This window comes from Brasilonema sennae CENA114 (assembly GCF_006968745.1).
GTDB classification, from domain to species: Bacteria; Cyanobacteriota; Cyanobacteriia; order Cyanobacteriales; family Nostocaceae; genus Brasilonema; species Brasilonema sennae.
On sequence record NZ_CP030118.1, the window covers coordinates 4773802 to 4798843 of the forward strand.

Below are 25042 nucleotides of genomic sequence, written 5' to 3' on the forward strand. Positions count from 1 at the left end.
ATTGGTGCATAACGGACTAAAGCCTGATGATGACGGGTTAGCCAGCAGGCATAACGCACCCTACTACGTAAATTTCAAAAATCAAAAATGAGTCCTGTAGACAATTTTTGTGTTATGAAATAATTGAAAACTTTAGGTAAAAATTCAGCACTTTTTGAGTTAAGAAGTCACAATTTTTAAAGAGTCTATGATTTTTTGTATCTTCTTTTCGTCAAATTTTCAACGGAATTCTTAACTCTTCTGACTCCTGTTCGCGTAGCTTACCAGGAAGGAATATTCTGGCTCCTGAATTCTTACAATTATAGGTTCATATACTCTAGTTAAATGGAAAAAATTACATACAGATAACGATTTCACTACACATACAATTGAAAATTAAAGGTAATCTTAATTTTGAAACTTTGATACCAGTTATAAGCTTCTTATCAAAGATATCACATATCATAATTTTGACTTTAAGTAAATATGTTATTTGGATAAAAATATAATAAAGAAGATATGTGCTTTTAGTAACAGCGTATTGCAAGTTTATAAGGTATAATCTTCAGTCATGATTGTAAGGGCTAACAGTTGTTAGCCTTGTCATTGGTGTACCTCACTTAGCTGAAAAGCATTTGTTTTCCAGCCTGGAGATAACCCCATACAAATGCATCAGCTTATTTTGGTAGCTGTGTCCCCCCCCTTTCTACACCAACGCCCCGACTTTCTCCAACAACCCCTGGAACAACTTCAACCCATCGCTACCGCCCAGCATCGGATCAGATGCCCTCTCTGGATGCGGCATCATTCCCAACACGTTTCCTTGACGGTTGCAAATCCCGGCTATGTTGTTCACTGAGCCGTTGGGATTATCTCCCTCGTAGCGAAACAGGACTTGACCGTTATTTTCAATCTCTGATAATGTGGAATCATCTGCGTAATATTGCCCCTCCCCGTGAGCAATTGGCAGAGTGATAATTTCACCATTTTGATAACCTTGCGTCCACTGAAGGTCTGTACGCTCGACTTTCACAGGAACGCGATCGCATATAAAATGCAAATCCCGATTCTTCACCAACGCTCCCGGTAACAGCCCTGCCTCAGTTAATACTTGGAACCCATTACAAATACCGAGGACAAATTTGCCCTTTTGAGCGTGTTCAATGACTTGCTGCATCACGGGTGAAAAGCGGGCGATCGCACCACACCGTAAATAATCCCCGTAGCTAAAGCCACCTGGTATAATCATGAGATCTACATCAGAAATATCAGTTTCTTGATGCCAAATCATGCGAGTAGGTTGCTTCAACAAGTCTCTTGTGACATAAGCAACGTCGCGATCGCAATTAGAACCCGGAAAAACAACAACTCCAAAATTCATGTTATTAGTGATTAGTCATGAGTTATGAGTCATTAGGCATGTGTCATTCGTCGAAGTTTATAAAAAGAAGGACGAAGGACAAAAGACTAATGACTCTGAAAAAGCAGATTAATAGACTCCCGTCTGTGACTCAACCTCTATCAAATCAAAGCGATAATTTTCTATGACTGGATTTGCAAGCATTTGGTCACACATCCGATCTAAGTTCTGACGGGCTGTATCTTCATCGGTTGAGATGAGAGTGACTTCAATGTACTTGCCAATCCGCACCTGCTCAACATAATCGTATCCCATTTGCTTCAGCCCAGATTGCACTGCGACTCCAGCTGGATCCAGAACTGAAGGACGGAGAGTGACAAAAATTTTGGCTAGATACTTCCTTTGCACTGGCTTTTGCTGAATACTGCTAAGCTCATACTATATCTTTCTGTCCCAATTGGGCGACAATAGAAGCACAAGTTATGAGAGTTAAGCTAAAAGTTAAGCAGGAGAATACCTTAAAAGAAACTTTTTCAAATACAATTGGCGTTTTATTACTATACTAATTTGTCTATGAGAGCCGTACGCACCCGCAGTCAAGAGCGTATTCTAAACTTGCTTAAAACCATTAAACAAGGCATTTCCGCCCAAGATATTTATGTCGAGTTACGTAACCGTAACCAAAGCATGGGTCTGGCAACAGTTTACCGCTCATTAGAATCCTTAAAACTTGAAGGTCTGGTGCAAGTGCGGACATTAGGTAATGGTGAAGCCCTCTACAACTTAGCCCAGCAAGACAAGCACCACCTGACTTGTCTACAGTGTGGTGCTTCCATCCCGATTAATCAATGTCCCGTCCATGACCTAGAGGGTCAACTACAGTCTACACACAAGTTTAAGATTTTTTACCACACTCTAGAATTTTTCGGTTTGTGTACTCAATGTCAATTAGCTCAAACTGGTGATTAGTCATTAGTCATTAGTCATTAGTCATTAGTCAAGAGTCAAGAGTCAAGAGTCAAGAGTGATGATTTCTCTTGTCCTCTTGTTCTCACTCAGATCACTCTAGCTAGAGCGATGATGATTATTTCCTGGAGACACTTCCCCTGTATACGGAAGATTTGAGTCAGTTGTTTGACCATCAGAGACAATCGAGCGTATACCTTCCAAAGTAGCAGGTATCGTGCGTGGATCCATAAACATAACCTTGCTACTATCGCTTTTGCCAATTGTCGCACCCATATCCATGTAACCCAAGGCAAGCAGAACTTCTAAAGCTTGGTAAGCAACAGGATCATTTTTCATTTTTTGGGCAATGATATCTGCAGATTCGGCGATCGCGTGCGCTTTAAGAACTTGCTGCTGGCGTTCGGCTTGTGCTTTGAGAACGATTGCTTTTTGTTCTGCTTCTGCTTGCAAAATGACCGCTTTTTGACGGGCTTCTGCGTCCAGAACTTGGGCGTCAGCTTTACCTCTGGCGCTATTGACGGCTGATTCGCGATCGCCTTCGGAAGTTAAAATGGCTGCTCGTTTACGACGTTCCGCCGACATTTGCAATTCCATCGACTCGGTAACAGCTTGTGACGGGATAATATCGCGCAGTTCCACCCGCGTCACTTTCACGCCCCAAGGATCAGTTGCAATATCTAAGTCATGCAATAACATTTCATTAATTTGAGAACGGGCGGTAAAAGTTTCATCCAATTCCAATTTGCCCATTTCGGCACGAATTTGAGTCAGCACCAAATTAACCATCGCCGCCTGGAGATTTTCTACTTTGTAGTAGGCTTTCTCCATATCCATAATACGCCAGTAAACCACTGCATCAGCGGTAATTGACACGTTATCACGGGTAATACATTGTTGCGGCGGGATATCTAAAACTTTTTCTCGGATAGTTTCGCGGAAGACAACCCGATCAAAAAAGGGAACGAGAAAGCTAAGTCCTGGTTCTAACTTTTTGTTATAGCTTCCTAAGCGTTCCACCAAGGCTTCATTTCCCTGATTCACAACTTTGGCAGAACCAGCTATGGCAGAACCGCCAAAAGCGAGAAAAACAAGTAAAAAAAACTGTTCCATAATGAATTATCCAAATTTTTAACAGTTATCAGTCATCAGTCATCAGTTACCAGTTATCAGTCATCAGTTATCAGTTACCACTTACCAGTTATCAGTTACCAGTTAGCAGTCATCAGTTATCAGTTATCAATTGTTCACTGTTTACTGTTCCCTGTTCACTGTTTACTGTTTACTGTTCACTGTTCACTGTTCACTGTTCCCTCACGAGTCCAACAGATTTTCTGGCATCACAATCAAAGTCGTCCCTTCGCGTCCTGTGACGTAAACTCTTTGATTGGGTGATATGCTGAGTGTCTCGTCGTCACAACGTGCCCGCCAAGAATTTCCCTCGTATAGCACTCGTCCTGGTTTTCCGGCTGGAATCTCAGTTAAAGTTTCGCCTATAATTGCATGCTGAATTTTCGTTTTACGTTTTGGCACAGTCATAAACCGACGGGAAAGTACGACTAGTACTGTGGAAAGGAATAGCCAAACCACAATTTGTAGCCATAACTTGCTCAAAATCGTTTGAGATAGAAACGCCACAATAAGAGCGCTAATTCCGGTCAGAAAAGCAGCAAAAGCTGTTGGCATAAACAGTTCTAACAAACAAAGAACTGAACCAGCTAAAAGCCAAATTAAAGTAGTACTTGGCATAGTGCCATCCTAGAGAATAGATTCACACCATCAATGCATTTTTTTGATTAGATACACTCATGCATTGACTCTTTCCAGAAAGCAAAGATTAATTTTTTAAAGTAAATTTTTATGACTATTAGCAACAAAAATGTTTAATCAAAAGAACATAATTCCAGTCTATCGTAGCCTTCGAGTGTTTGACAGTTTCCAGGACTTACGCAAAGAAACCCGGTTAAGAGCAAAAATCGTCTGTTTCGCAACCAAATACGAACGAAGAAACCGGGTTTCTGGTAGATGGTGCGTAAGTCCTAAGTCCGACGTTCATTCTTTGAGTAGTAAGTAGTAAAGTTCTCCATTACCACCTGTTACACCAGCGCGATCGCCTGCTAAGTTGCCAGTCCCCATAAAATAATCAACCCGTCCTGGACTTTTGATGGCGCTTCCTGTATCTTGGTCAAGTACAAAACGGCTTACCTTACGATACTCCAACCCTCCTCCTGTTTTGGGATAGGGAAATGAAGAGTAAATGAGCGCTAGCGCCCCTGGAGGCATAAGAGATTTATCTGTAGCAATAGATCTCTCTGGGGTGACTGGCACACCTATACTTCCAGTAGCAGGCGTACCGTTGGTTTCCCTAAAAAAGATAAAGCGTTCCCAGCGTGGCAGGTATTGATTTAAATCCTGAGGATTTTCGCGGAAATACTTAACTATCGCTGGCATTGTTACTTTTTCTCGGGACAGTTTGCCATCTTTAATGAGTGCCCGCCCGATACTAGTCCAAGGATAATCTGTTCCACCTGCAAAACCAACAGAGGTTTTTGTACCATCGGTAAGCTTGAGTTGGGCAGACCCCTGAATATGTATCATATACGCCTCAAAGCGATCGCGAAACCAAAATAACTCCGAACCGCGCAACGGGCTTCGATCTTTTAGCAAGCCATCTTGTCCTTCCAAATCAATCCGTTTGGGGTGCGGTTTAGCCCAGGCATCGAAATCCAGTGGGCGTCCATAAAGGGGATATTTATAAACTGCTGTGGGCGTGCGACTGGCAGTATAAACAGGCTCGTAGTAAGCAGTAAATTTAACAGTTCCCTTACCGTCATTACCGACCGACTTGTAAAAGACAAATTCCTTATTGAGAGCAGCTTGTAATTGTGATGGTGACTTAGAATTTACAACCAGTTGACGAAAACGTATTAAGCTACGACGGACGCGATCAAGTGTAATTTCTGTAATGGGATAATTTTGATACACTGTATTTGCTTTGTTGGTTTGCAAATAACGTAAGCTGTTATCAATTGATGCCAAAAGCGCTTGTTTATCGCCTTTTTTACCCTTGCCACCCCAAAGTTGTTCATCCCAACCCAAGCATTGGTATGTCACTTGACACGTTTTTCTGTCTGTGACTTTCAGTGGTATTGGCAATTCCTCAACAGATGGTGGCTGTTGTGGTGGTAGTTGCTTGGGGTTGTTTGGAACAGGTACAGATGGTAAGTTAGGAGCTTGAGCAACTGAACAGCTAAGGTTAACCAGAGCTATTCCTAGACTAAAACAAAGCAAAGCAAAAATTTTTCTCATAATTTACGTAAATTAGCTAAACCATGTAGTAAGCATACGCAGTGTAAGCGTTGTGTTCAAAGTAGGGTGCGCTTCACTTTGTTACCGTGACTGTGGACAAGGAATAATAACGTAAGTTGCTAATTAGTCCCTAGAAACGGTATATAAGTCATACGAAAACTCCCTTTTGAAGTATTGCAAAATACTATTAATTGAGAACTGGTACTTAAACTCAGGCGTTTTTTGATAACTAGCAACTTGGGTTCATATAGCAGTGCTATTTCATTTGTGAATTTGTACATTCTTCTTCCCTGTTCCCTGTTCCCTGTTCCCTGTTCCCTGTTCCCTGTTCCCTCTCTCTACTTTGTAATTCACCAAGTCAAACCGGATTCCTATATAACTTACACATTTGGGATGTTCCCAAATTAACTCATCGATTTCTCGAAAAATTCCGACTTGCATGATTTCAACTCAGCGGATAATTTATTGCATAAATCAAAGCTGTACTTAAGCCATGAATTCTATAGAAGATAGTGTTTCTACAAGTTCTCAAACTCCCCTAGTTCACCGTTACCTTTGGGCAACTGGTTCATTAGCCGCCAAAATCCAACCTGGAGGGAAAGTTGGACATCGCTATGACGTCACTAGCTCGAACATTTGGCTAGATACTCAACCAGAACTATTGCCAGACATCCCTGAAGAATTTTCTAAAGAAATTGTGTCTTATCTGCGATTATATCAACACAGATTACATATTCCTCAGGTATATGGGTTGGCTTATGATAATATTCTCTTGTTGGAAAATGTGCCAATAGATGAAACCGGAAATCTCTACCCAGCAATAACAGACGCATGGGAGCAAGCAAAAGCAGTACGACAAGTTTACTGGCTTTTCCAAATTCTCCAACTGTGGACACCACTATCAGAGTTGGGAGTCGCTGGCAGTTTGCTGATTCCAGATAATTTGCGCGTGCAAGGTTGGTGCGTGCGACTGTTGGAACTTGTAGAAACGCCCAATGAGGTGTCTTTACAGCAGTTGGGAAAATGTTGGCAACCTTGGATCGCTGCTGCAAAAACACCAGTAGCACAAGAGTTGAACAACATAGTCCAGCAGATGCGTAGTGAAGAAGCAAATTTAGACTCTATTGCCACTCAACTCAATATTTTACTCCTATCATGTGCAGCAGATTTGCCATTAACCCTAAAGGTAGCAGGATCAACAGATTCTGGTTCACAACAAACGCAAAATGAAGACGCTTGCTACCCTAGTGAAGCTGCTGATCCAAATGATTTATTATTACCACTGGTATCTATTGTTTGTGATGGTATTGGTGGACATCAAGGCGGCGAGGTTGCAAGTCTGCTAGCAGTGCAATCTCTAAAATTGCAACTTCGCGCCTTACTCACAGAGATGAAAGAACAAGCAGACATCTTACCGCCGGACTTAATTCAAAAACAAATAGAGGCAAGTTTGCGAATTGTCAATAATGTCATTTGCAACTGCAATAATCAGCAAAAACGCGAAGGCACCGAACGCATGGGTACAACCCTTGTGATGGCAGTGCAATTACCGCAAATTATCAAAAGTCTCTCTGGTAATGAGTCACAAAATACACATGAACTTTATTTAGCTCATGTGGGTGATAGCCGTGCTTACTGGATAACACGCGACTACTGTCAGCGTTTAACAGTAGATGATGATGTCGCTGGGCGGGAAGTCCGTTCTGCTCGTACTCTGTATCGAAAAGCACTGCAACGCCCCGAGGCAACTTCCTTGAGTCAAGGATTAGGCACAAAAGATGGTGAATTCCTGCGTCCTGTGATTCAGCAATTTATTTTAGAAGAAGACGGTATATTACTGTTGTGTTCTGATGGTTTGAGCGACAATGACTTGGTAGAAAATTCTTGGCGGAACTACGCTGTACCTGTTCTGCAAGGTGAACTTTCCTTGGAAGATGCTGTCCGTCAATGGATTTCATTGGCAAATGAGAAAAATGCTGAGGATAATATCTCACTGGTTCTGACCCATTGTCGTGTTTCCCCAGATCCTATAGCTTCATTGCTTAGCGGCCTGCGACCTGTAGAAGTCATAGTACCAGAACAACAAGAACAAGAACAAGAACAACAATCTGAGTTGACACCAAGTTCTCAAGCGCTTCTGGAGTTGCTTGTTTCACAACCACCGCTAACAGACGAAACCCAAAGTCCTGCGAAACCTCAAAAGAAGAAAAAGTGGTGGTTGTTGCTTGCGGGGTTATTGGTTTTGCTTGTGGGTGGTACAAGTTTAGGATTATTTGCTTGGTGGCGACTCAATCCGCGAACATTTCAGCAGACATGTCAGCGACTTCCTCTGAAAGTGCAGCGATTGTGTCCACCGCAGAGGTAAAGACTCGTGGGCGAGTGTTAAGGACTCGTGCTTTGAGTGTTAAAGACTCATGCTTTGAGTATTAAAGACTCGTCAGCGAGTGTCAGGGGAGATTGTAAGATTTTATTCCACGTCCGCCTGCGAATTCATTCGCAGGCTCATAGGCGAAGTCGTCTAAAGACGACTGGATAATAATAGAAATAAATAATGGTGAATCATCAGTCCGTTTTAACGGACTTTGATCATCCTTGTGATTGGGCGGGGAAGCAATACCCATTATGAACAACGCAGCTTCTATCAAACTACGATCATCATTGGTATCCACATCTTCTGCATTTAAGATCCTTGCTTAAGATTTTCAACTCATGTCCTTTGGCTCCCAAATCTGTAATAATTGCAGCATCGCGGGTAGTAATCAGCATTTGACAGCGCTCACCCAACACATCAAACGCTTCTGCATGTTCACGCTGCCAGATATCATCAAGAATCAACAAGCAAGCTTTCTCTGCCAGCAATTCTCGCAACCGCGTTTTTCCCAAACCAATTTCAGTAAATACCGCTTGGGAATCACCCAGCACCTTGGCTAACTCGGTTTGTAAACTTAAAAGCTGCGGTGTTTGCCCGAGTGTTACCCACAACACCCCATCAGAAAACGCTTGTCTGACTTCTTCATCCCGCGCCAGTGCGGTTGCTAGGACAGTTTTGCCAATTCCACCCATACCTTGCACACCAACACGCCGACTCATACCTGTGATAACCACAGGCTTGTTAGTATTTCCCAGCACTTCTTGTTTGAGCGTTTCCAGATGTTCCGGACGCGGTAAAAAGTGCAGAGGTAAGTCAGGTACGTTGATGAGATTGTCTAAAGTCGCTAAGTTAGTCTTTTTTTTTAGTACGGGAATAGACTCACCTGATACTCCAGCCAGTGCAATGGCGTTACGGGCGATCGCAAAAGCAAATTCTACAGGCGTCGCTTGATCATATTCTGGATTGTGAGCAGCTAACGCATCGTAAAAACCAACAGCAAATTCAATCGCCGCTTTGTCATCAATCGAATCATTCATGCCAATCACATAATCAATGTGTTGGACAATCACATCCGCTTGCATCTGAGCATAGCAAGCATTCAAAAGCACACACTCAATTTGCTTAGCAAACTGCTCAAATAATCCTGCCAGCGCTTCTCCTGTCACCAATTGCGGATTACCAGTTTCATCCTCAAAATATAAACCATTAGCCCCCGAGCCATGACCAGAAAAATGGATAATATTGGGTCGATAATTCAAAATAGCACGGCGAATATCACGGGGACGCACTGCCCACTCTTGCTCAATCAGAAATTGGTCACGCTTTTGCGCCAGCCGCAACCCTTCCTTGATATCGCGCACTTCCTCATCCAAGCGCAGGCGTCCCGTCTGTTTGGGATTAGCTGCTAAAACCAATATTTTCTTGACTGTGGAGTTGCTGTTCATGTTGCGGGGATAAGTGTCTTTTTATAGTAAAGACATTCGAGATTTTACTTAGGTTACCTGAGAGTGATTGGAAGCATTTCGGTAGAGCACTGTTCAGCGTTAGTCTACTGTTGTTCCTAACACTGGCTCAATTTCATCAACAACCTAGAACTTGTAGACGTTTGTGATCGCCTCTAGTTACTTTTTTCGGAGTGTGTTGTGAAGTTGGTTGATTTGGTTGGGATTGTGCTCCATCTGCTGTTGAAAATATTTCCAACAGCGAGCCACTTTTATCTACTTATGCGAATTCGTAACAGGTTCGTGATCTGTGCAATTCTCTTTCAATTCAGGATGCACCGCGCAGGGCAATAGTTTCTCGCCACTGAAATACTTGCAACCACTGCACCCAATCGGAACCGTTAATTTTGCCGGAGGAACATCGCTGAAGGTAATGGGCTGTTGCTGAGTTCTTGATCGGAAATTATCAGCGATCGCCATTGATGTCCCCACCATCATCATTCCGCCGCCAATTGCACCTGTGCCACCGAATAAAATGTTTTGTAACGCTGGTTGCTGATCTGGCCAAAGTTTGGCTACTCTGTTTGCAGCAATACCTACTATTCCAGCTGCACTAGCAACAACCCCGACGGCAATTGAAATTGAACCGAACACGCCTAAGACTACCGATGATATCTCTGCTATTTCATCCCTTCTCAGCATAATTATGCCTCATTAATTGGTTGATGTAACTGTCGGGAATCGCACCCGACATGGAGCTTGGTTACTCACGCTGCGGTTAAGCGATACAGTCTCTTGTCTTGTAACACATCTACTTTTGTCCTAACACCGGATCAGTGATATCGATTTTTATATTTGACCGCATAAACTACTCCCTTCCCGGTGTAAGATTACCGATGTAATTTCTCACCCGGTGCACCCAAGCGCTCCCCTCCTACCTAAACGGTAATCTTCACAGCACCGAAAGGAGTAGTCAGGATGACTAGGACTTACTTTTGAGCAGAAAATACCAAATATGAGGGTATAGCTTTGGGGCATTCAAACCTGGTTTTTCGATGATCTTAAGCGCGTTCGCCACCCATCTGGCTTTGGGGAAACTTGGGTAAAACTGGGCAACCGTCGCAATTTCGGCGCTTTGGACAGTCGGTTTTTTGCTGTATATTTGCAATAAAGCGCCGAAATTGCACAAACGTGGACGCTAAAAAACAAGTCTTCTGGTACGGTTGCCCAGTTTTAACTAGATATGATCAAGGGCGGTAATTCTCAAATGTCTGGAGCGAGCAAATTACGCTACACATACGATTTACCTTTTGTACAGTGCGTAAGTCCTAATAATTTCATATTTCACAGAATCTTTAAGGTTTTCAACATAAAAAAATATTAACGAAGTTGTTAACTTGACGTAAAAAGAGATACATTCTTATCAGAAACGTAAATCAACCCAGGTAGTTTCTAGTATGATTATTTCTGATTTAAGCCATTTGGAACCGATTTCTGAATTTACTGACATTCTAGGAGGTGCTGGAGCCGCAGTGGGTACTACGGCAGTAGCGACTGGTACCACAACCTCCACCAAAAGTATTGGTTACACGACCGCCAACCCCCTGCCTGGGGGTGGCAGTTACGCACTTGGTTTGGGTTATGCTCAAGCAGTAGGAACTGGAAACAATCCTACAGCCACAACCACTGCTTCTGGGGCAGGTCAAGGTGATATCGTCCTAGTCATTCCAGCAAGTTGGAAGTATAATACTGGTTCTTCGGCTGTGAGTAAATCTGGTGTTTTGGTACTTGCACTTGACCTTCCTTGACATTGAGACTAGCCTTTTCAAGGTGGTGGAAACTACTTTTATTTGATAGTCAACCAACACCTACTTAGGCTTTTACGTGGAAAGAAAATACCAGCCGTGTTTGGCGGTAAGACGTTGGTGTCGAGGGATCGCTTGTCTGACGGCTGGTATTTTCTTTTGTGGTTCCCCCTTAGCTGATTTTCTATGACTGATTATTTATCCAATTAGACAGATAGAACTTTTATGCCACTAGCGGTATGAATCAAAATGTAAATTTATGTAAAACAGCTATTAGTTAAAAAATAAAAACTCTGTTTATGCAACTAGCTAACAAAGTAGCACTGATCACAGGAGCAGGTTCAGGTATGGCTAAAGCAACAGCAAAGTTATTTGCTCAAGAAGGTGCAAAAGTTGCTGCTTTAGGTCGTACAAAGGACGAACTAGAAAAAACCGTCGCTGAAATTCACCAGTCTAATGGTGAAGCAATCGCGCTAGTTGCTGATGTTTCTGATCCACAAGAAATGCAACAAGCCACCCAACAAGTTGTAGATAAGTGGGGACGCTTGGATATCGTCTTTGCTAACGCTGGTATTAATGGTGTGTGGGCACCTATTGACGAACTGGCACCCGAAGAGTGGGATAAAACAATCAATGTTAATTTAACAGGAACATTTTTCACAATAAAATACGCAGTACCTTACTTGAAAAAGCAGGGCGGCTCTGTGATTGTCACCTCATCTGTGAACGGTACGCGTATGTTTAGCAATAGTGGCGCTACTGCCTATTGTTGTACAAAAGCAGCACAAGTAGCCTTGGCAAAAATGCTAGCTTTGGAGCTAGCTAAAAACCGTATTCGTGTTAATGTCATTTGTCCTGGTGCTATTGATACAAGTGTTGACGATAACACTAAAAAACGAGATTTAGAAGGTCTTCGAGAACCTGTTGAATTTCCTGAAGGAAAGATTCCCTTAACTGATGGTAAACCAGGAACGTCACAGCAGGTGGCACAACTGGTTCTGTTTTTAGCGTCAGATGCTTCGAGCCATATCACTGGTACTGAAGTTTGGATTGATGGAGCAGAATCTTTATTGAAAGCGTAAGAATAAACTGTTTTCCTCAAAGTAGCAGATTGCTCTATGTAATGTGTGAGTGAAATTTAGTAAAGTTTTGTTGCAACTTATTAGCCTTTGGCGTAATCTCAACCGGGGTCAGTGAAGACTGAGGAGAATTGTTTCGAGTGAGTAATGTTTCCTCGTAAAATTCTCTTTTAACAAAACAAAGCCATAGAGGCTAGTAAGTGAAATGATTCCGAAACTAACTAGCAGTAAAAATCGCGCAAATCTACTAGATAAATTTGTATCAAAGGGTATTCGATTTATCTATCGTCAAAAAGCTGTTTTACTTTTGCTGAGCGGTTTAGCAGGGGGAATTTTATTCAGTAGTTGCAGTTCACAGCCAAGTCGCATTATTATCTCCAGTGGTGATGTTGGTAGTTATTACTACAGCTTAGGCCAACAAATTCATAACTCTACCTACGCGACAGTGAAAATCTCTGTTAATAATCTTCAATCGCAAGGCTCTCAGCAAAACTTAAAACGCTTGCTTGATCAGCAAGCCGATTTTGCGATCGCACAATTAGATGTTGCCAATAAAGCAATGCGTGAGGGACGGGTTAAAGCGGTTGCAATTTTGGCAAACGAATATGTCCACATTATTATCCGTAAAGATTCTGGATTAAAAATGTTCAGTGATCTTCAAGGAAAGCGAGTTGCTGTTGGTAATCCCGGTAGCGGGATCAGCTTTACTGCTAAGCGATTACTTGAAGCAGATAAGCTAAGTGTTAAACAAGATAACTCTGATTTTGATCAAGCATTCAAGAAACTGAAATCTCGGCAGGTGGATGCAGTTGTCTATGTAGGAAGTCTAGGTGCTAGTAAAAATCTACGGCAACAATTTGTAAACAATTCTGAGTTAAAGCTACTTCCTCTTGAACCTGCATTAATCAACAGCTTGACAGTTTTTGATCCTGGTTCTTATCAAGGCGCAGAGCTACCTGTCGGAACTTATACATCGCGTCCAGCCATTCCAGACCAGAAATTACCAACTCTCTCAACTGCTACCGTTTTGGTGACTCGCCCCGAGATGGATCGGCGGACGGTTGCATTGGTTACCTGGTCTATTCTCTCTACTGCCCGTAACTATTCCCAATTCTACCCTGCACTCCAAAACGAAGAGCCAGAAATTTTACTGAGACAAGGAATATTTGATATACATCCAGCAGCAGAGGAGGTCTTTCAACGCGGCGATCCTCGTATGGCACTGATGCATTATTGGCAACATAATAGTGACTTGCAGGCTGGAGTTTTTATTTTGGCTTCGACGAGCATCTTAGGAATACTGTTGCGACAATGGCGTAGACGGCGATCGCAAAAAATGATCACCACAACTGCTACCCGAATCAATGAACTCAAATTACTATTGCCAGATCATCCTCAGCAAGCTTTAGATGGTATTGAAGATCTCAGCCAAGAGCATCGGTTGATGTTCGTTGAGGGCACAGTGACAACGGAAATCTACGAGCAACTGCGGCAAAAAACACAAACTTTTACAGACCAATGTCGTAGACTTCTGGAACTACAGCGCAAAAAGTTTGTTATGGAAACTCTGCTATTGCTAGATGAATGGCAAGCAACGTTGCAGACAAATCCAGAGGAGGCATTAAAAAAGCTGAGTCGTATTAAGCAGCAGTATCGAGATATGCTGCTCTCAGATCAGCTTGACATTGAAGCATACGTGGAACTGATGCAGCTAACTCTTATTTCGTTAATAACCTTGGTTCCAAAACAGTATAAAAATGGCACAAGTTATGTTAAACATGACTAAACATAGTAAACACTGAAAAGTATTAGCGACAGTAAAAACGGATAAATGATAATGTTGTCAAATTCAACTTGCTATACCAATTTGAAAAAAGAATGCGACAGATAGAATGCTAAAAGCAATTACCAGTAAGTTTTTTACAATCCAAAATCTAAAATCCAAAATCCAAAATCCAAAATCCAAAATTGTATTACTGCATTCTATCGATTGTGCGATACTGAATAGCTTCAGCTATGTGGTGTGCCTTTAACTCGTCATTAACAGACAAATCTGCAATCGTTCGTGCCACCTTAAGAATGCGATCGCTCGCCCTTGCTGACAAACCTAATTTTCTAATTGCCCCTTCTAATATGTTGCGACTACTATCATCTAGTTTGCACCATGTCTGAAGGTGACGGCTCTGCATTTGAGCATTGCAAGAAAGATTTTGTTCATTTTTAAATCTATGGGATGCGTAGTCGCGTGCTTGTTGCACTCGTTCCCTCACTGTTGCTGATGATTCCCCTGTCGGTTGTTGAGTAATCTCTTCTGGTTTGAGGCGATTGACTGCAACTTGCAAATCAATTCTATCCATCAAAGGTCCAGAAAGTTTTGCCCAGTATTGTTCTCTTTGCCTTGGCGAACAGGTGCATTGCTGAATTGTATCTCCGTAGTAGCCGCAAGGACAAGGATTAGTACTCGCAATCAAAGTAAACTGAGCTGGAAACATGACAGATTGTTTCGTTCTCGAAATCGTCACGTAGCCATCTTCCAAAGGTTGACGCAGAAATTCTAAGACATCTCTTTTAAATTCTGTTAACTCATCTAGGAAAAGTATACCTCTGTGTGATAGGGAAATTTCACCAGGGCGAGGAAAGCTACCGCCACCGACGAGGGAAGGACCAGAAGCGGAGTGGTGGGGACTGCGAAAAGGGCGATCGCGCACCAATGATCCTCTATTTTTCAATAAACCAGCGACCGAGTGGATACGAGTCACTTCCAGCGCTTCTGAAAAAGACAATCCTGGCAAAATACCAGGTAAACGTCGTGCCAGCATGGTTTTGCCACTACCAGGCGGTCCCACAAAAATTAAATTATGTCCGCCAACCGCCGCAATTTCTAAAGCACGACGAGCATGAGCCTGTCCTTTGACATCGTTCAAATCTGCTGTTTGGATCAGATTTGCCTGTATCGTCTCTACAGTATGATCCAACTGTACGGGTTTGTAACGCCCTGGATTATTCAAAAAATCAGTGACCTCAGATAGATTTTTGAAGCCATAAACTGCGAGTCCTTCCACCACAGCAGCTTCTTGTGCATTATCCGCAGGGACAACTAAACCAACAATTCCCATTTTTTGGGCAGTCGCAGCAATAGGTAAGACACCCGCAACGGAACGTAAACTGCCATCCAGAGACACCTCACCTAGAAAAAGATGGTCTCCTAACAAATAAGCGCTAACTTGTTCAGAAGCCGCCAAAATTCCCACACTGATAGGCAAATCAAAACATGGACCTTCCTTGCGTAAATCGGCAGGTGTCAAATTTATGACAATCTTTCGTATAGGAAAGGCAAAACCAGCATTCTTGAGAGTTGCTTTGACTCTTTCGCGAGACTCTTGCACTGCTGTGTCTGGGAGTCCTAAAACGACAATTCCCGGCAAACCTCCTGAAACGTCCACCTCAACGCCCACTTTAACAGCGTCAATGCCGACAATTGATCCACTCCAAACTCTGGCAAGCATGTGCTGAATATTTGATCAAGAATACTAAACCTATAGAATCTCTAGCAGATCAACAGCTAAATCGGCATGAGTGAAACCACAGAGGTAATTTTCAGCAAAATCCTTTACAAATGAAGCTATTGTGATAATATTATTTTTGTAGAAAAAAATAACTTTGATTGCTATGGATGCAAAATTGAAGCATCCAAAAGCGGATACGGCATGAAGAATTGAATTTACTCAAAAAGGCATCTTATAGCAAGCCATCTGTATATCTTTTGGTAGCACAGGCGTTGGTTAAGATGCTCAAACATATGGAAAAGGCTTTGCTGCATGTGGTCGCAATAATTTGGTAGAGTGGGCTGCACAGAAAGTCCAGGATGAGGCTGGTCATGACCAACTTGCTCTGCTGGATATTGAGTCGATGGGATATGATGCACAGTTAGTGGTGCAAGTGCTTGTTCCATCTGCTGTCAAGGTTTTGGTTGATTACTTTACCCAAACTGTACAAGCGCCCGATCCAAAGGAGGACTACATCTCAGACGAGGAACTCCAGGATATATTGAAACCGCTAGAGTTACCTCTGAATAAACACAGGCAACAAGGGAAAGAGGTGTTTGTTTCAATCGTTGCGAACGTGTAATCGCGCCCTTTAGCCACTGATATCATGTCCGGTGAAAGACTTATCATTAAGACGGCTCTTAGCAGGGAGAAAGAGGATTTCCCGGTTTTTGCACAGATTTTGTAATCACAACTAATTAGCCGGACATGATATGACAAGCAACAAGTGAACTCTCATTATTAGTCTGTTTTGAAAATCAATCGAGAGCTTTAGACGATTTCTAACGATTCAAGGAGTATATAGCAATGACTACTGCAACTATGACTGCGGCAACAATTACTCTTGAGCAAAAGTCCTCAAGCCACGATCTTATTAGCTACTTCACAAATACCTATTTTGATGTATTGAATGATATCAAAATTGATGATTTAGAAACTATCGTCATCAGTGAATTCGCGCAAGGATTGCCTAGCGGCACCCCAGTACCTTTTTGGTAAGGCACGAAGCGAAAAAATATCCACCAATCTTGTATCCCTCCCTGGAGGATGGGATACAACCTAAATCCGTTCACAAGTCGCGCGGGAGCGTCGTTGTTCAAAGTAGCGTTGCTCTTACACAAGACGCTAGTGCAGTACGGCAAAAATAATCCAGAGTCCCTTATTAACCCTAAGGGACTCACCATCAGCCTATGCCTGCGGCATTGGGCTTGGGCGAATATTAAATTAGGTATTTTTTGGGCGGGAAGGGAGTAGCTTTACAATGCATTTTTTCAAATTTTAAGCAAGTGAAAATCAGGAAGTTAAGAATAAAGTTAAATAAAACTGTAAAGTTTTTTTGCACAGCATGAAAATTAGCAATGTATTATTTTATACGTGTATTCTCTATATCTGGAACTAATTGCTTGTCCTTCTTTGACTTTAAATGTATAACTTCAAGTTTTTCAAAGAAGTTTTTATATGTAGTCAGTCAGCTTTTAGTAGAACTTTTATACACGTATTGAGAGGATTTAGCCATTTTGTGTCCTTTTTTTTTAAAGAAAAATATGGAGTGCTATTTGTCTTGTTCCTTTACTTGTATCCCTTCCTATGAGAGCGGGGTGGTTTCATACAAATACAGGAAAACTACAATTCAGTACCAGAGTAGATAAGCGTTTTATTTCGAGTAAAAAAATACGTAAATAACTCAGGTAGCCAACTTTGTTGGCTACACAGAAAAATCTGTACTTCATTACAAACGAGAACCGCCATATGAGTTAAATTCAATCTAAAAACCTAGATTTTCGCTGGTAAAAATGGTTTGTGGTTGCCAATATTTATTAAGTCATCTTAATAAATATATAGAAAAAATGAACGAGCCAGCCGCCTACACATTTCCCGGTTTTCCAACCCTCAGCCAAAAACCAGCAGTAAAAAAAATAACTGTAGACTTGACACCAACTGAAGCTTTAGTGCTAGAAAAGTATTGCAACCAGACAGGGAAAGCAGCTACAGATGTGATTATGGAGCTTATTCAAAATTTATCCTGAATCTAACTTTTCACGGCAACTCTAAAACGTTAGCGTTTAGAACGGTTGTAGCTCAGATATACGATCTAGTTCTCGACCAACCCAAAATTGCCAGGTTAAGGTAAGCACACAAGCTGGGGGAGAACAAGATTTTTTATGCAAGCAACCCGTCATATCGTGTCCGGTTAAAGACTTATCATTCAGGCTGCACTCGGTGCAGGGCGCAGGACCCACCAGGGAAAGGGTTTTAAGGTTTTTGCACAGAACCTCCTAATAACAACCAATCAACCGGACTCCTAAGAAAGCAGGGGGCGCTTATACCAATTCAAAATTCGCTGATTCAAAATTCGTCTTGAAAAGTTTTGCACCGGGAAACCCCTTCGGGTGTGCGCAGAGCTCACGCCAGAAGGGATCTGCGCTCTTATGGCGACTGCGTAAGCGCAAGCGGACGAATCGAGCGTTGCAAGAGCGTCTGTGCAGGAGATACGCGTAAGCGTGTCCCTTTGGGATTTACAAAGTAGCGTCTGTGCAGGAGATACCCGATAGCCCTCCGGGAACGCCCGTCGCCTGCACAGGAGCCAGTACTTGATGAGGGTCTCCCTCACGCTTGTTCTGGCGTTGGAGACCCTACCAAGAGCGCGCTTACTCACCCTAAGGCGTGGCGGAGCGCCTTACGGTGAACCCGAAGGGAGGTTTCCAAGGACGGTGCAAACTGCCCTGAAGTAGGGGGAGTAGGGGGAGTAGGGGAAGTAGGGGAAGTAGGGGAGGCAGTGCGGTCTTGGGGTTTCCCCAAGTGGAGCAACTGCCGTGGAGTCAAATGTATCAGGATTTTTGTGAAAGGGTGTAACACCTGTAGCTCCAAAACACAATGCAGAAAAAATTGCCTATTAGTATCAAAAAGAAACCAAGTGCTCATCCTACTCAGACGTCGTCACAGGCAAAGCTCGAATCAGTTCCCGAATTACATCTGTCGCTGCTCTCCCTGTCTGCTCACAATATTTTTCTAGCTTGGAAGCCTCGTTTAATGCCAAGTTTACGGTGATTCGCTTGACTGCCCATTTTTTATTCATGGTAAAAATCTAGTTGTATTACACAAACTTTGGAACACACAACAAAAATCTGCATTATTATATAAAATACGATTATGACAATAATATGAAGTATTTAGGCAACAAGCTTTACTTGAGCCAGAAAATATCTTTTTTAACTTCCCCGCCCTCGTCCCCCGCTATAGTGGTACTCCACTTAGCGCGGGGATATAAGGCGGGAGACTCCTCCAAGCTTGGTAACCTGTCAACCCACTCTTCAACTAATTGAGTCATAGTTTTTTCTTTCTTTTCGGCATATAGCTTTAGCCTATTGTATCGACGCTCAGACATCCTGAACCGCAATGTTTTTTCTTTCACCGTGTAACTACAACGCGCCACACAAATGTGATCATATTTTTATCAGCTAGCCACTGACCTGATTGACACAAACGAACTAGTTTTCTAGGTGAACAGTGCAAACTCAGGAAACGGTAACGGCTGTTTTTAGCCAGCCACTGCCCCCAAAACTCTCAGCGTCGCAATAGCTGCTGTAGTTAAACCTGTAACCCCTATAATGTTCATCCGCTCATATGGTTTCTCTGCTTTGAGAATTTTTAAGCACTCACTTGTCGTTGCATTCCACAGTCTAATTGTCTCATCTTCACCACTACTAGCCAAGGTTTGATGATCCCGGCTAAAGGCGACTGACCAAATCCTGCCTATATGCCCTTGCAAAATTTTCAGGCATTCCCCTGTGGTGACATCCCAAAGCTTAAGTGTGTAGTCGTGACTGGAAGTAGCTAGCATCTGGTTGTTTGGACTAAAAGCAACTGCTTGTAACCAACCTGTATCTACCTGGACAATTCTCAAGCATTCACCAGTGCTGAGACTCCATAACCTTAACGTTCCATCTGGACTAGTGCTTGCCAACAATTCACCATTTGGACTGCAAGCAATTGACCAAACCCAAGTTGTGTGACCTTCCAGCGATCTTTTGCACTCACAAGTTTTGACATCCCACAATTTGATTATCTCACTCAAAGCAGAACTAGCTAGCATCGTTCCTTGAGAACAAAAGGTAAGTGACCAAACCGCAGCGTCATGTCCCTGGAAAATTCTCAAGGTTTGACCTCTATTGAGATCCCATAACCTCACCGTTTGATCATCACTGGCACTTGCTAGTGTTTGACCGTCAAGACTAAAGGCAACTGACCGCACTAAGGCACCGTGTCCTTGCAACGTTTTCAGACATTTACCTGTCTTAATATCCCATAATCTCACCGAAAAATCATGGCTGCCACTTGCTAAAGTCTGCCCATTGGGACTGAAGGCGATGGATTGAATAACAGCCTGATGTCCCTGGAATATTTTCAGGCATTGACCGGTCTTAACATCCCACAATCTTACCAAAGAGTCATGATTACCACTAGCTAAAGTCTGCCCATCTGGGCTGAAGGCGACTGAGAGTACCTGATTAGCATATCCCTGGAACGTTTTGAGGCATTCACCAGTATCAACACTCCATAACCTAGCTGTCTGATCGTAACTACCACTAGCCAGGAGATCGCCCTGTGGACTAAAGGCAACCGAAAAAATCCAACTCGAATGCCCTTGCAAAGTTTTGAGACATTCACCAGTGCTTACACTCCATAGCCTCACCGTCTGGTCAAAACTGCCACTAGCCAAGAAATCGCCCTGTGGACTAAAAGCGACTGAATACACTTCATTGGAATGTCCGTGGAACGTTTCGAGGTATTCACCAGTGCTAACACTCCATAACTTCACTGTATGATCTTCACTGCTACTCGCTAGCATTTCACCATCAGCACTGAAGGTAATTGACCGTATTGCAAGACAATGTCCTTGGAAAATCTTGAGACATTCACCAGTGTTGATATCCCACAACCTAACTGTGTTGTCATTACTGCCACTTGCCAAAATTTGTTCATCTGGACTAAAGGCAACACAGGAAATCCAACTTGTATGTCCCTGTATAGTTTTGAGACATTCACCAGTGTAAACACTCCATAACTTTACTGTCTGGTCATTACTGGCACTTACTATCCTATCACCAGTCGGACTAAAGGCAACTGACCAAACCTCATTATTATGTCCATCGAAGGTTTGAAGGCATTCACCAGTACTCACATCCCACAAACAAACTGTGTTGTCAGTACTACTGCTTGCAAGAATGTTGCTATCAGGACTAAAGATAAGGGACACAACCCAGTTCGTATGCCCCTTAAACGTCAGAAGTTTTTTCCAATCCGAAACTTGGTATAAGTGAATCTCACCACTTGTATCACCCATCGCCAAAAATTGGCCATTAGGGCTAAAGGCTACTGACATAACACCAGCAAAGGTTTCAGCAAAAACAGATTTGGCTAGGTTAGCGTTTTGGAAATTCACATTATGTAATTTCATATTCCGCAAATCTGCTTGCCAAACAGTTAGATCAGAAAAATCATAACCGTTTATATCTATCTTGAGTTGAGAAAGCAAATTGAGAATATTTCCAGCTGTGTACCCTGTTTCTTGCGGCGATTCCTCTCGCAGCCTTACTAGAATTTTGGTTAACTGGTTTTCAATGCTTTTTTTACTCTTTAAAACAGTCAGCAGCCCATCTATTACTGGTTGGAGGATGAGGCGAATTTGAGCTTCCCTGATGTAGTCTTTCGCGGTCGCCTTCATGAGAGCATTGTAGCTAAAAAGCTTAATATTTTCTGTTACAATCTCTTCACAAACCAACTCTATCAATACCTGAGTGACATACTCCATAACGATAGGTTGTAAGGTGAAAGTTGCTGCACTTTTTTCAACTAGTGTAGGCGTAGAGCGAAGCTCTTCCCGCAGCGTAGCCTTCTCGATGAGCGATCGCCTAACCAGAGATTCTAAACCCTCCAGTAATTTTTGTGGTGGTATTGGTAATACAATGTCTTCTCGCAATTGTGATAGCGAAACTGGCTCACGATTAATCACTAGCCAATACATTATTTCTTTTTCTAAATCTGACAAGCGCTCAAACTGCTGGTCTAAAATATCACGAATATCACCAAAAACCCCTGTATTCTGTTGCAAAAATTCAGTTACATTACCATTAAAGACATCAACAATTGTCGTAGCAACTATATTTAAAGCCAATGGATTGCCCGTATAAAGTTTAATTATTGCTTTCCACTCTTCCTCCGCTGCTGATAGCCCCTTAACTTTAAAAATTTCCTGCCCTTCGTCCACCTTTAAACCACTTAATTGTAAGCAGCGAACAGGTAATGTTTGTCCTTTGAGTAATGCCACTTCTTTAGGTATTTCCCGACTCGTCAGCACTAAGCAGCTTTGGTGACTTGCTTCTCCTAGCTGTCTGAAAAGCTCACCATACCCTTCATATCCTTCTCGATATTGTCCAGCTCGACTTCCACTGCGGAGAATTGACTCTATATTATCAAGTATCACCAAACAGCGATTATTTTGTAAATAATGGAATAATCGTGATATTTTTTCATTTAATTTTTCTGGTAAGTTATTTTCTGTTTCCTGCTGATCAGATAGAACTTGAATCAGGTCAGCAACAATAGTATTAATAGGTGGGGCTTCTCGTAGCGATCGCCAAATAACATACTCAAAGTCTTGCTGAATCTGTTGAGCAAGCTTGACAGACAGAGCAGTTTTGCCAATACCACCCATTCCTAATAGTGATACCAATCGGCAGCGCTCATCAACAATCCATTCCTGTAGCGTGGTAAGCTCTTCTGTACGTCCATAAAAAACTGATGTAAAGGTAGCATCGCCCCAATCTAGATGATTTTTTGAGTTTAAATAGTCAATTTTATCTATTTTTACGTTAAAAACTGAAAAAAGCTTTTCAATACTTTTTTTATCAACCCCTGCTTCCCGATTGAGGACTTTTGAGATTGTACTGGAATATAACCCAGAAAGTGTGCTCATTTCTTCAAGAGTGTAGCTGTTGCCAAAATTTTCTTTTGTTTCTGACTTACGCTTTGCCTCTTGAAATTTTTGCAAACCCTTGTTAGTGAGTGCAACGCCGCGCTTGCGTCTCCAATTTTGTAAAGTCATGTATTAAAAATACAGTTATGATAACTTAACTTTGACTGAGTTGGGTTTGTGATCGAATAAAGACTTTACCCAATTTGACAGCATGAATACCGGACAATTGATCCACTCCCAACTATAGCAAGCATGTGCTGAATGTTTCATCAAGAACACTAAACCTATAGAATCTCTAACAGATGAACAGGTAAATTGATATGAGTCAAACGACAGAGACAATTTTCAGCAAAATCATTCGTCGAGAAATTCCAGCTGACATAGTTTACGAAGATGACTTAGCACTGGCATTTAGAGACATCAATTCCCAAGCCCCGGTTCACATTCTCGTCATTCCCAAAAAACCTATACCCAGACTAGCTGACGCCGAATCTGGTGACGATGCCCTCCTTGGGCATCTTCTATTAACAGCCAAGCGAGTTGCCGAACAAGCTGGACTTGCAAATGGCTATCGCGTTGTCATCAACACAGGTCCTGATGGGGGTCAAACTGTTTACCACTTGCACCTGCATATTCTGGGTGGACGCCAGATGGCATGGCCTCCTGGTTGATAGAAACATAGGGAATATATGACATGTTGGGTGCATTATTAAGATAAATGCACCCTATTAAAAAAATGAGTCAAAAAACTTTTTGTAGAGTGTGAGCTTGTAGCTGAAAGAAAAATGGATTAAGACTACTATCCTCGTCAGCATACACAGCATTTAACTGTTCTGTAATGCGATGGCTTCGCCGGCCCTACGCCCCAATCCGGCTTCCGCCGGATTGCCCCAAATCGAAGATTTGGGGAGAGGGTTCTCTGGAGGAGAACCCTCTGGGCGTGACACGGGCGATGCTCCTCTGGAGCCGCCCCTTTGGGGCGATCGCAATTTGTAGTAAGTTATGTAGTGAGTGATAAAATATCATGAAACAAGTACTTAGCTTCAAATATCTGTTTACTGTTTTGCTGCTTTCTTCTCTGGTATCCGCCACCAACTCCAAGGTTTTAGCACTAGGTAAAGTTGACAATTCTGTCTATTTAGTGGCTCAAGCCAAGTCTGGTTACGATCAATATATGCAGTTGGGCTATGCTGAAGCTCAAAAGAGAAACTATCAAAAAGCCTTATCTTTTTTTAAGCAAGCGCAGCAGGCACGTTCTGGAGATACGTATGCCACTAGGGCAATTAACAATGTTACAGATTACATTAACCGCAATAGCCCTCCTCGTCTTACCTTCAACGTCGGTAGTCCTAGTAGAACAAGAGCAGCAGCAACACGAGGAGGTTGTTTTAAGGCGGAACAGTCTCCTATTCCCCTCATACTATCAGATCAAAAAACTCTACAAACGACAGCAGAGTATCCTTCGCTATTTTTCTATGTTCCTCAAATACAGCAAGCAAAGGGGCTGGAACTTGTTATACGCGACGATAGCAAGTTTGAAACTTTACAAAGAGTTTCTTTAAATCCTAGTGGAAAAGCTGGTATTGTTAGGGTTAGTCTTACGTCAAAAACAGGGAAATCTCTAGAACCTAACAAACAGTATACTTGGAGTTTTTCTGTGATTTGCAGTATCCAAAACCGAGACAATGATTTATCTTTACAAGGCTCTGTGAAACGAGTTCTACCTGATACAAATTTAACTGTTGACTTGAAAACAGCAGCACCACAAGAGCGTATAGAAGTCTATGTCAAGAACAAATATTGGGAAGACGCTTTGAGAACTTTGGGTGATTTACGCCTCCAGAATCCTAACGATACAGAAGTTAAGAAATACTGGGAAGAGTTGTTGAAACCATTCGGACTCAAACCAGAGGTTATCAACGCACCTGTGTTGTAATCAGATGATTGTTTCATGGTTGATGCAGGGACATTGCATTTTGATTGCAATGTCTCTACAGCCATTAAAGAATATCTTTACAGTTACTAAATATTATTTTTGAGGAAGTAAAATCATTTTTTTTGAAATGTCGTTATTTAAACTCGCGTTTTTTTGTATGGTAATGTACTGAAACTTTCAATACAGTATTATTTTGAACCATTAATCAAATATTGATATCCATTTTTCTTAAACAAAATTCATCAGAGAAAATACAAGCATGACTCAAGACCTG

Annotated in this window: 22 protein-coding genes; 11 read left to right on the plus strand and 11 right to left on the minus strand. The window is 42.2% G+C overall.

Annotation, left to right across the window (positions count from 1 at the left end; genetic code table 11):
* Positions 1-685: 685 nt before the first annotated feature.
* Positions 686-1360, minus strand: coding sequence for a phosphoribosylformylglycinamidine synthase subunit PurQ (purQ, locus tag DP114_RS20140; protein WP_169267986.1), 675 nt, complete (start codon positions 1358-1360; stop codon positions 686-688).
* Positions 1361-1468: 108 nt separating this feature from the next.
* Positions 1469-1747, minus strand: a complete 279-nt coding sequence (gene purS / locus DP114_RS20145) for a phosphoribosylformylglycinamidine synthase subunit PurS (RefSeq protein WP_169267985.1) — start codon at positions 1745-1747, stop codon at positions 1469-1471.
* A 165-nt stretch (positions 1748-1912) separates the two neighbouring features.
* Here purS and DP114_RS20150 point away from each other — a divergent pair, with 165 nt between their 5' ends.
* The gene (locus tag DP114_RS20150; RefSeq protein WP_169267984.1) at positions 1913-2308 is read left to right on the plus strand and encodes a Fur family transcriptional regulator; all 396 of its coding nucleotides are present in this window, start codon (positions 1913-1915) and stop codon (positions 2306-2308) included.
* Between the two features lie 96 nt (positions 2309-2404).
* Here DP114_RS20150 and DP114_RS20155 read toward each other — a convergent pair whose 3' ends face one another.
* The 3 genes from DP114_RS20155 to mltA form a co-directional block, all read right to left on the minus strand.
* Positions 2405-3418, minus strand: coding sequence for an SPFH domain-containing protein (locus DP114_RS20155; RefSeq protein ID WP_169267983.1), 1014 nt, complete (start codon positions 3416-3418; stop codon positions 2405-2407).
* Positions 3419-3619: 201 nt separating this feature from the next.
* On the minus strand, positions 3620-4054 hold the full coding sequence (locus tag DP114_RS20160; protein ID WP_171976958.1) for an NfeD family protein: 435 nt from the start codon (positions 4052-4054) through the stop codon (positions 3620-3622).
* A gap of 303 nt (positions 4055-4357) precedes the next feature.
* Positions 4358-5614 (minus strand): murein transglycosylase A, encoded by a 1257-nt coding sequence (gene mltA, locus DP114_RS20165; protein ID WP_169267981.1) that lies wholly within the window; start codon positions 5612-5614, stop codon positions 4358-4360.
* Between the two features lie 493 nt (positions 5615-6107).
* On the opposite strand from mltA, the gene DP114_RS20170 reads away from it, so the two are divergent.
* Positions 6108-7979 (plus strand): protein phosphatase 2C domain-containing protein, encoded by a 1872-nt coding sequence (locus DP114_RS20170; RefSeq protein WP_171976959.1) that lies wholly within the window; start codon positions 6108-6110, stop codon positions 7977-7979.
* A gap of 290 nt (positions 7980-8269) precedes the next feature.
* Here DP114_RS20170 and DP114_RS20175 read toward each other — a convergent pair whose 3' ends face one another.
* Together DP114_RS20175 and DP114_RS20180 are read right to left on the minus strand one after the other, a co-directional pair.
* Positions 8270-9430: an NB-ARC domain-containing protein gene (locus DP114_RS20175; RefSeq protein WP_171976960.1), complete on the minus strand. Its 1161-nt coding sequence runs from the start codon at positions 9428-9430 to the stop codon at positions 8270-8272.
* 273 nt (positions 9431-9703) lie between these two features.
* Positions 9704-10129 carry a hypothetical protein gene (locus tag DP114_RS20180; protein ID WP_169267978.1) on the minus strand — a complete coding sequence of 142 codons (426 nt, stop codon included), beginning with the start codon at positions 10127-10129 and terminating at the stop codon, positions 9704-9706.
* A gap of 755 nt (positions 10130-10884) precedes the next feature.
* Here DP114_RS20180 and DP114_RS20185 point away from each other — a divergent pair.
* The 3 genes from DP114_RS20185 to DP114_RS20195 all read left to right on the plus strand — a co-directional run bounded on the left by DP114_RS20185 (position 10885) and on the right by DP114_RS20195 (position 14097).
* A complete protein-coding gene (locus tag DP114_RS20185; RefSeq protein ID WP_169267977.1) occupies positions 10885-11235 on the plus strand; it encodes a hypothetical protein in 351 nt (116 codons plus the stop codon).
* Between the two features lie 296 nt (positions 11236-11531).
* On the plus strand, positions 11532-12314 hold the full coding sequence (locus DP114_RS20190; protein WP_171976961.1) for an SDR family oxidoreductase: 783 nt from the start codon (positions 11532-11534) through the stop codon (positions 12312-12314).
* A gap of 202 nt (positions 12315-12516) precedes the next feature.
* Complete coding sequence (locus DP114_RS20195; RefSeq protein WP_171976962.1) at positions 12517-14097, plus strand: TAXI family TRAP transporter solute-binding subunit; 1581 nt, start codon at positions 12517-12519, stop codon at positions 14095-14097.
* Between the two features lie 187 nt (positions 14098-14284).
* Here the strand turns inward: DP114_RS20195 and DP114_RS20200 are convergent, their stop codons facing one another.
* Positions 14285-15817: a YifB family Mg chelatase-like AAA ATPase gene (locus tag DP114_RS20200; protein WP_169267974.1), complete on the minus strand. Its 1533-nt coding sequence runs from the start codon at positions 15815-15817 to the stop codon at positions 14285-14287.
* Between the two features lie 328 nt (positions 15818-16145).
* Here DP114_RS20200 and DP114_RS20205 point away from each other — a divergent pair, with 328 nt between their 5' ends.
* From DP114_RS20205 to DP114_RS20215, 3 genes are all read left to right on the plus strand, one after another.
* Positions 16146-16439, plus strand: a complete 294-nt coding sequence (locus DP114_RS20205; protein WP_169267973.1) for a hypothetical protein — start codon at positions 16146-16148, stop codon at positions 16437-16439.
* 224 nt (positions 16440-16663) lie between these two features.
* Entirely contained in the window at positions 16664-16855 is a 192-nt protein-coding gene (locus DP114_RS20210) for a hypothetical protein (RefSeq protein ID WP_169267972.1), read from the plus strand.
* Positions 16856-17703: 848 nt separating this feature from the next.
* Positions 17704-17883 (plus strand): CopG family transcriptional regulator, encoded by a 180-nt coding sequence (locus DP114_RS20215; RefSeq protein WP_169267971.1) that lies wholly within the window; start codon positions 17704-17706, stop codon positions 17881-17883.
* A gap of 896 nt (positions 17884-18779) precedes the next feature.
* Here DP114_RS20215 and DP114_RS20220 read toward each other — a convergent pair.
* The 3 genes from DP114_RS20220 to DP114_RS20230 all read right to left on the minus strand — a co-directional run bounded on the left by DP114_RS20220 (position 18780) and on the right by DP114_RS20230 (position 22961).
* Positions 18780-18932 carry a ribbon-helix-helix domain-containing protein gene (locus tag DP114_RS20220; protein ID WP_169265918.1) on the minus strand — a complete coding sequence of 51 codons (153 nt, stop codon included), beginning with the start codon at positions 18930-18932 and terminating at the stop codon, positions 18780-18782.
* Between the two features lie 108 nt (positions 18933-19040).
* Complete coding sequence (locus DP114_RS20225; protein ID WP_169265891.1) at positions 19041-19184, minus strand: hypothetical protein; 144 nt, start codon at positions 19182-19184, stop codon at positions 19041-19043.
* A 210-nt stretch (positions 19185-19394) separates the two neighbouring features.
* Complete coding sequence (locus tag DP114_RS20230; protein ID WP_171976963.1) at positions 19395-22961, minus strand: WD40 domain-containing protein; 3567 nt, start codon at positions 22959-22961, stop codon at positions 19395-19397.
* Positions 22962-23152: 191 nt separating this feature from the next.
* Between DP114_RS20230 and DP114_RS20235 the strand changes: the two genes are divergently transcribed.
* The 3 genes from DP114_RS20235 to DP114_RS20245 all read left to right on the plus strand — a co-directional run bounded on the left by DP114_RS20235 (position 23153) and on the right by DP114_RS20245 (position 24768).
* Positions 23153-23503: a histidine triad nucleotide-binding protein gene (locus DP114_RS20235; RefSeq protein ID WP_169265916.1), complete on the plus strand. Its 351-nt coding sequence runs from the start codon at positions 23153-23155 to the stop codon at positions 23501-23503.
* Between the two features lie 172 nt (positions 23504-23675).
* A complete protein-coding gene (locus DP114_RS20240; RefSeq protein WP_171976964.1) occupies positions 23676-23828 on the plus strand; it encodes a hypothetical protein in 153 nt (50 codons plus the stop codon).
* Between the two features lie 28 nt (positions 23829-23856).
* Entirely contained in the window at positions 23857-24768 is a 912-nt protein-coding gene (locus tag DP114_RS20245) for a DUF928 domain-containing protein (protein ID WP_169265914.1), read from the plus strand.
* Positions 24769-25042: the final 274 nt, after the last annotated feature.

What these genes read in the sequence shown, in the direction of transcription:
- DP114_RS20150 (WP_169267984.1), top strand. Translation starts at nt 1,913, where the DNA reads ATGAGAGCCGTACGCACCCGCAGTCAAGAGCGTATTCTAAACTTGCTT.
- purQ (WP_169267986.1), bottom strand. Translation starts at nt 1,360, where the DNA reads ATGAATTTTGGAGTTGTTGTTTTTCCGGGTTCTAATTGCGATCGCGAC.
- DP114_RS20230 (WP_171976963.1), bottom strand. Translation starts at nt 22,961, where the DNA reads ATGACTTTACAAAATTGGAGACGCAAGCGCGGCGTTGCACTCACTAAC.
- DP114_RS20240 (WP_171976964.1), top strand. Translation starts at nt 23,676, where the DNA reads ATGGCTTCGCCGGCCCTACGCCCCAATCCGGCTTCCGCCGGATTGCCC.
- DP114_RS20180 (WP_169267978.1), bottom strand. Translation starts at nt 10,129, where the DNA reads ATGCTGAGAAGGGATGAAATAGCAGAGATATCATCGGTAGTCTTAGGC.
- DP114_RS20235 (WP_169265916.1), top strand. Translation starts at nt 23,153, where the DNA reads ATGAGTCAAACGACAGAGACAATTTTCAGCAAAATCATTCGTCGAGAA.
- DP114_RS20210 (WP_169267972.1), top strand. Translation starts at nt 16,664, where the DNA reads ATGACTACTGCAACTATGACTGCGGCAACAATTACTCTTGAGCAAAAG.
- DP114_RS20190 (WP_171976961.1), top strand. Translation starts at nt 11,532, where the DNA reads ATGCAACTAGCTAACAAAGTAGCACTGATCACAGGAGCAGGTTCAGGT.
- DP114_RS20215 (WP_169267971.1), top strand. Translation starts at nt 17,704, where the DNA reads ATGAACGAGCCAGCCGCCTACACATTTCCCGGTTTTCCAACCCTCAGC.
- DP114_RS20245 (WP_169265914.1), top strand. Translation starts at nt 23,857, where the DNA reads ATGAAACAAGTACTTAGCTTCAAATATCTGTTTACTGTTTTGCTGCTT.
- mltA (WP_169267981.1), bottom strand. Translation starts at nt 5,614, where the DNA reads ATGAGAAAAATTTTTGCTTTGCTTTGTTTTAGTCTAGGAATAGCTCTG.
- DP114_RS20225 (WP_169265891.1), bottom strand. Translation starts at nt 19,184, where the DNA reads ATGACTCAATTAGTTGAAGAGTGGGTTGACAGGTTACCAAGCTTGGAG.
- DP114_RS20200 (WP_169267974.1), bottom strand. Translation starts at nt 15,817, where the DNA reads ATGCTTGCCAGAGTTTGGAGTGGATCAATTGTCGGCATTGACGCTGTT.
- DP114_RS20155 (WP_169267983.1), bottom strand. Translation starts at nt 3,418, where the DNA reads ATGGAACAGTTTTTTTTACTTGTTTTTCTCGCTTTTGGCGGTTCTGCC.
- DP114_RS20170 (WP_171976959.1), top strand. Translation starts at nt 6,108, where the DNA reads ATGAATTCTATAGAAGATAGTGTTTCTACAAGTTCTCAAACTCCCCTA.
- DP114_RS20175 (WP_171976960.1), bottom strand. Translation starts at nt 9,430, where the DNA reads ATGAACAGCAACTCCACAGTCAAGAAAATATTGGTTTTAGCAGCTAAT.
- DP114_RS20185 (WP_169267977.1), top strand. Translation starts at nt 10,885, where the DNA reads ATGATTATTTCTGATTTAAGCCATTTGGAACCGATTTCTGAATTTACT.
- DP114_RS20195 (WP_171976962.1), top strand. Translation starts at nt 12,517, where the DNA reads ATGATTCCGAAACTAACTAGCAGTAAAAATCGCGCAAATCTACTAGAT.
- DP114_RS20160 (WP_171976958.1), bottom strand. Translation starts at nt 4,054, where the DNA reads ATGCCAAGTACTACTTTAATTTGGCTTTTAGCTGGTTCAGTTCTTTGT.
- DP114_RS20220 (WP_169265918.1), bottom strand. Translation starts at nt 18,932, where the DNA reads ATGAATAAAAAATGGGCAGTCAAGCGAATCACCGTAAACTTGGCATTA.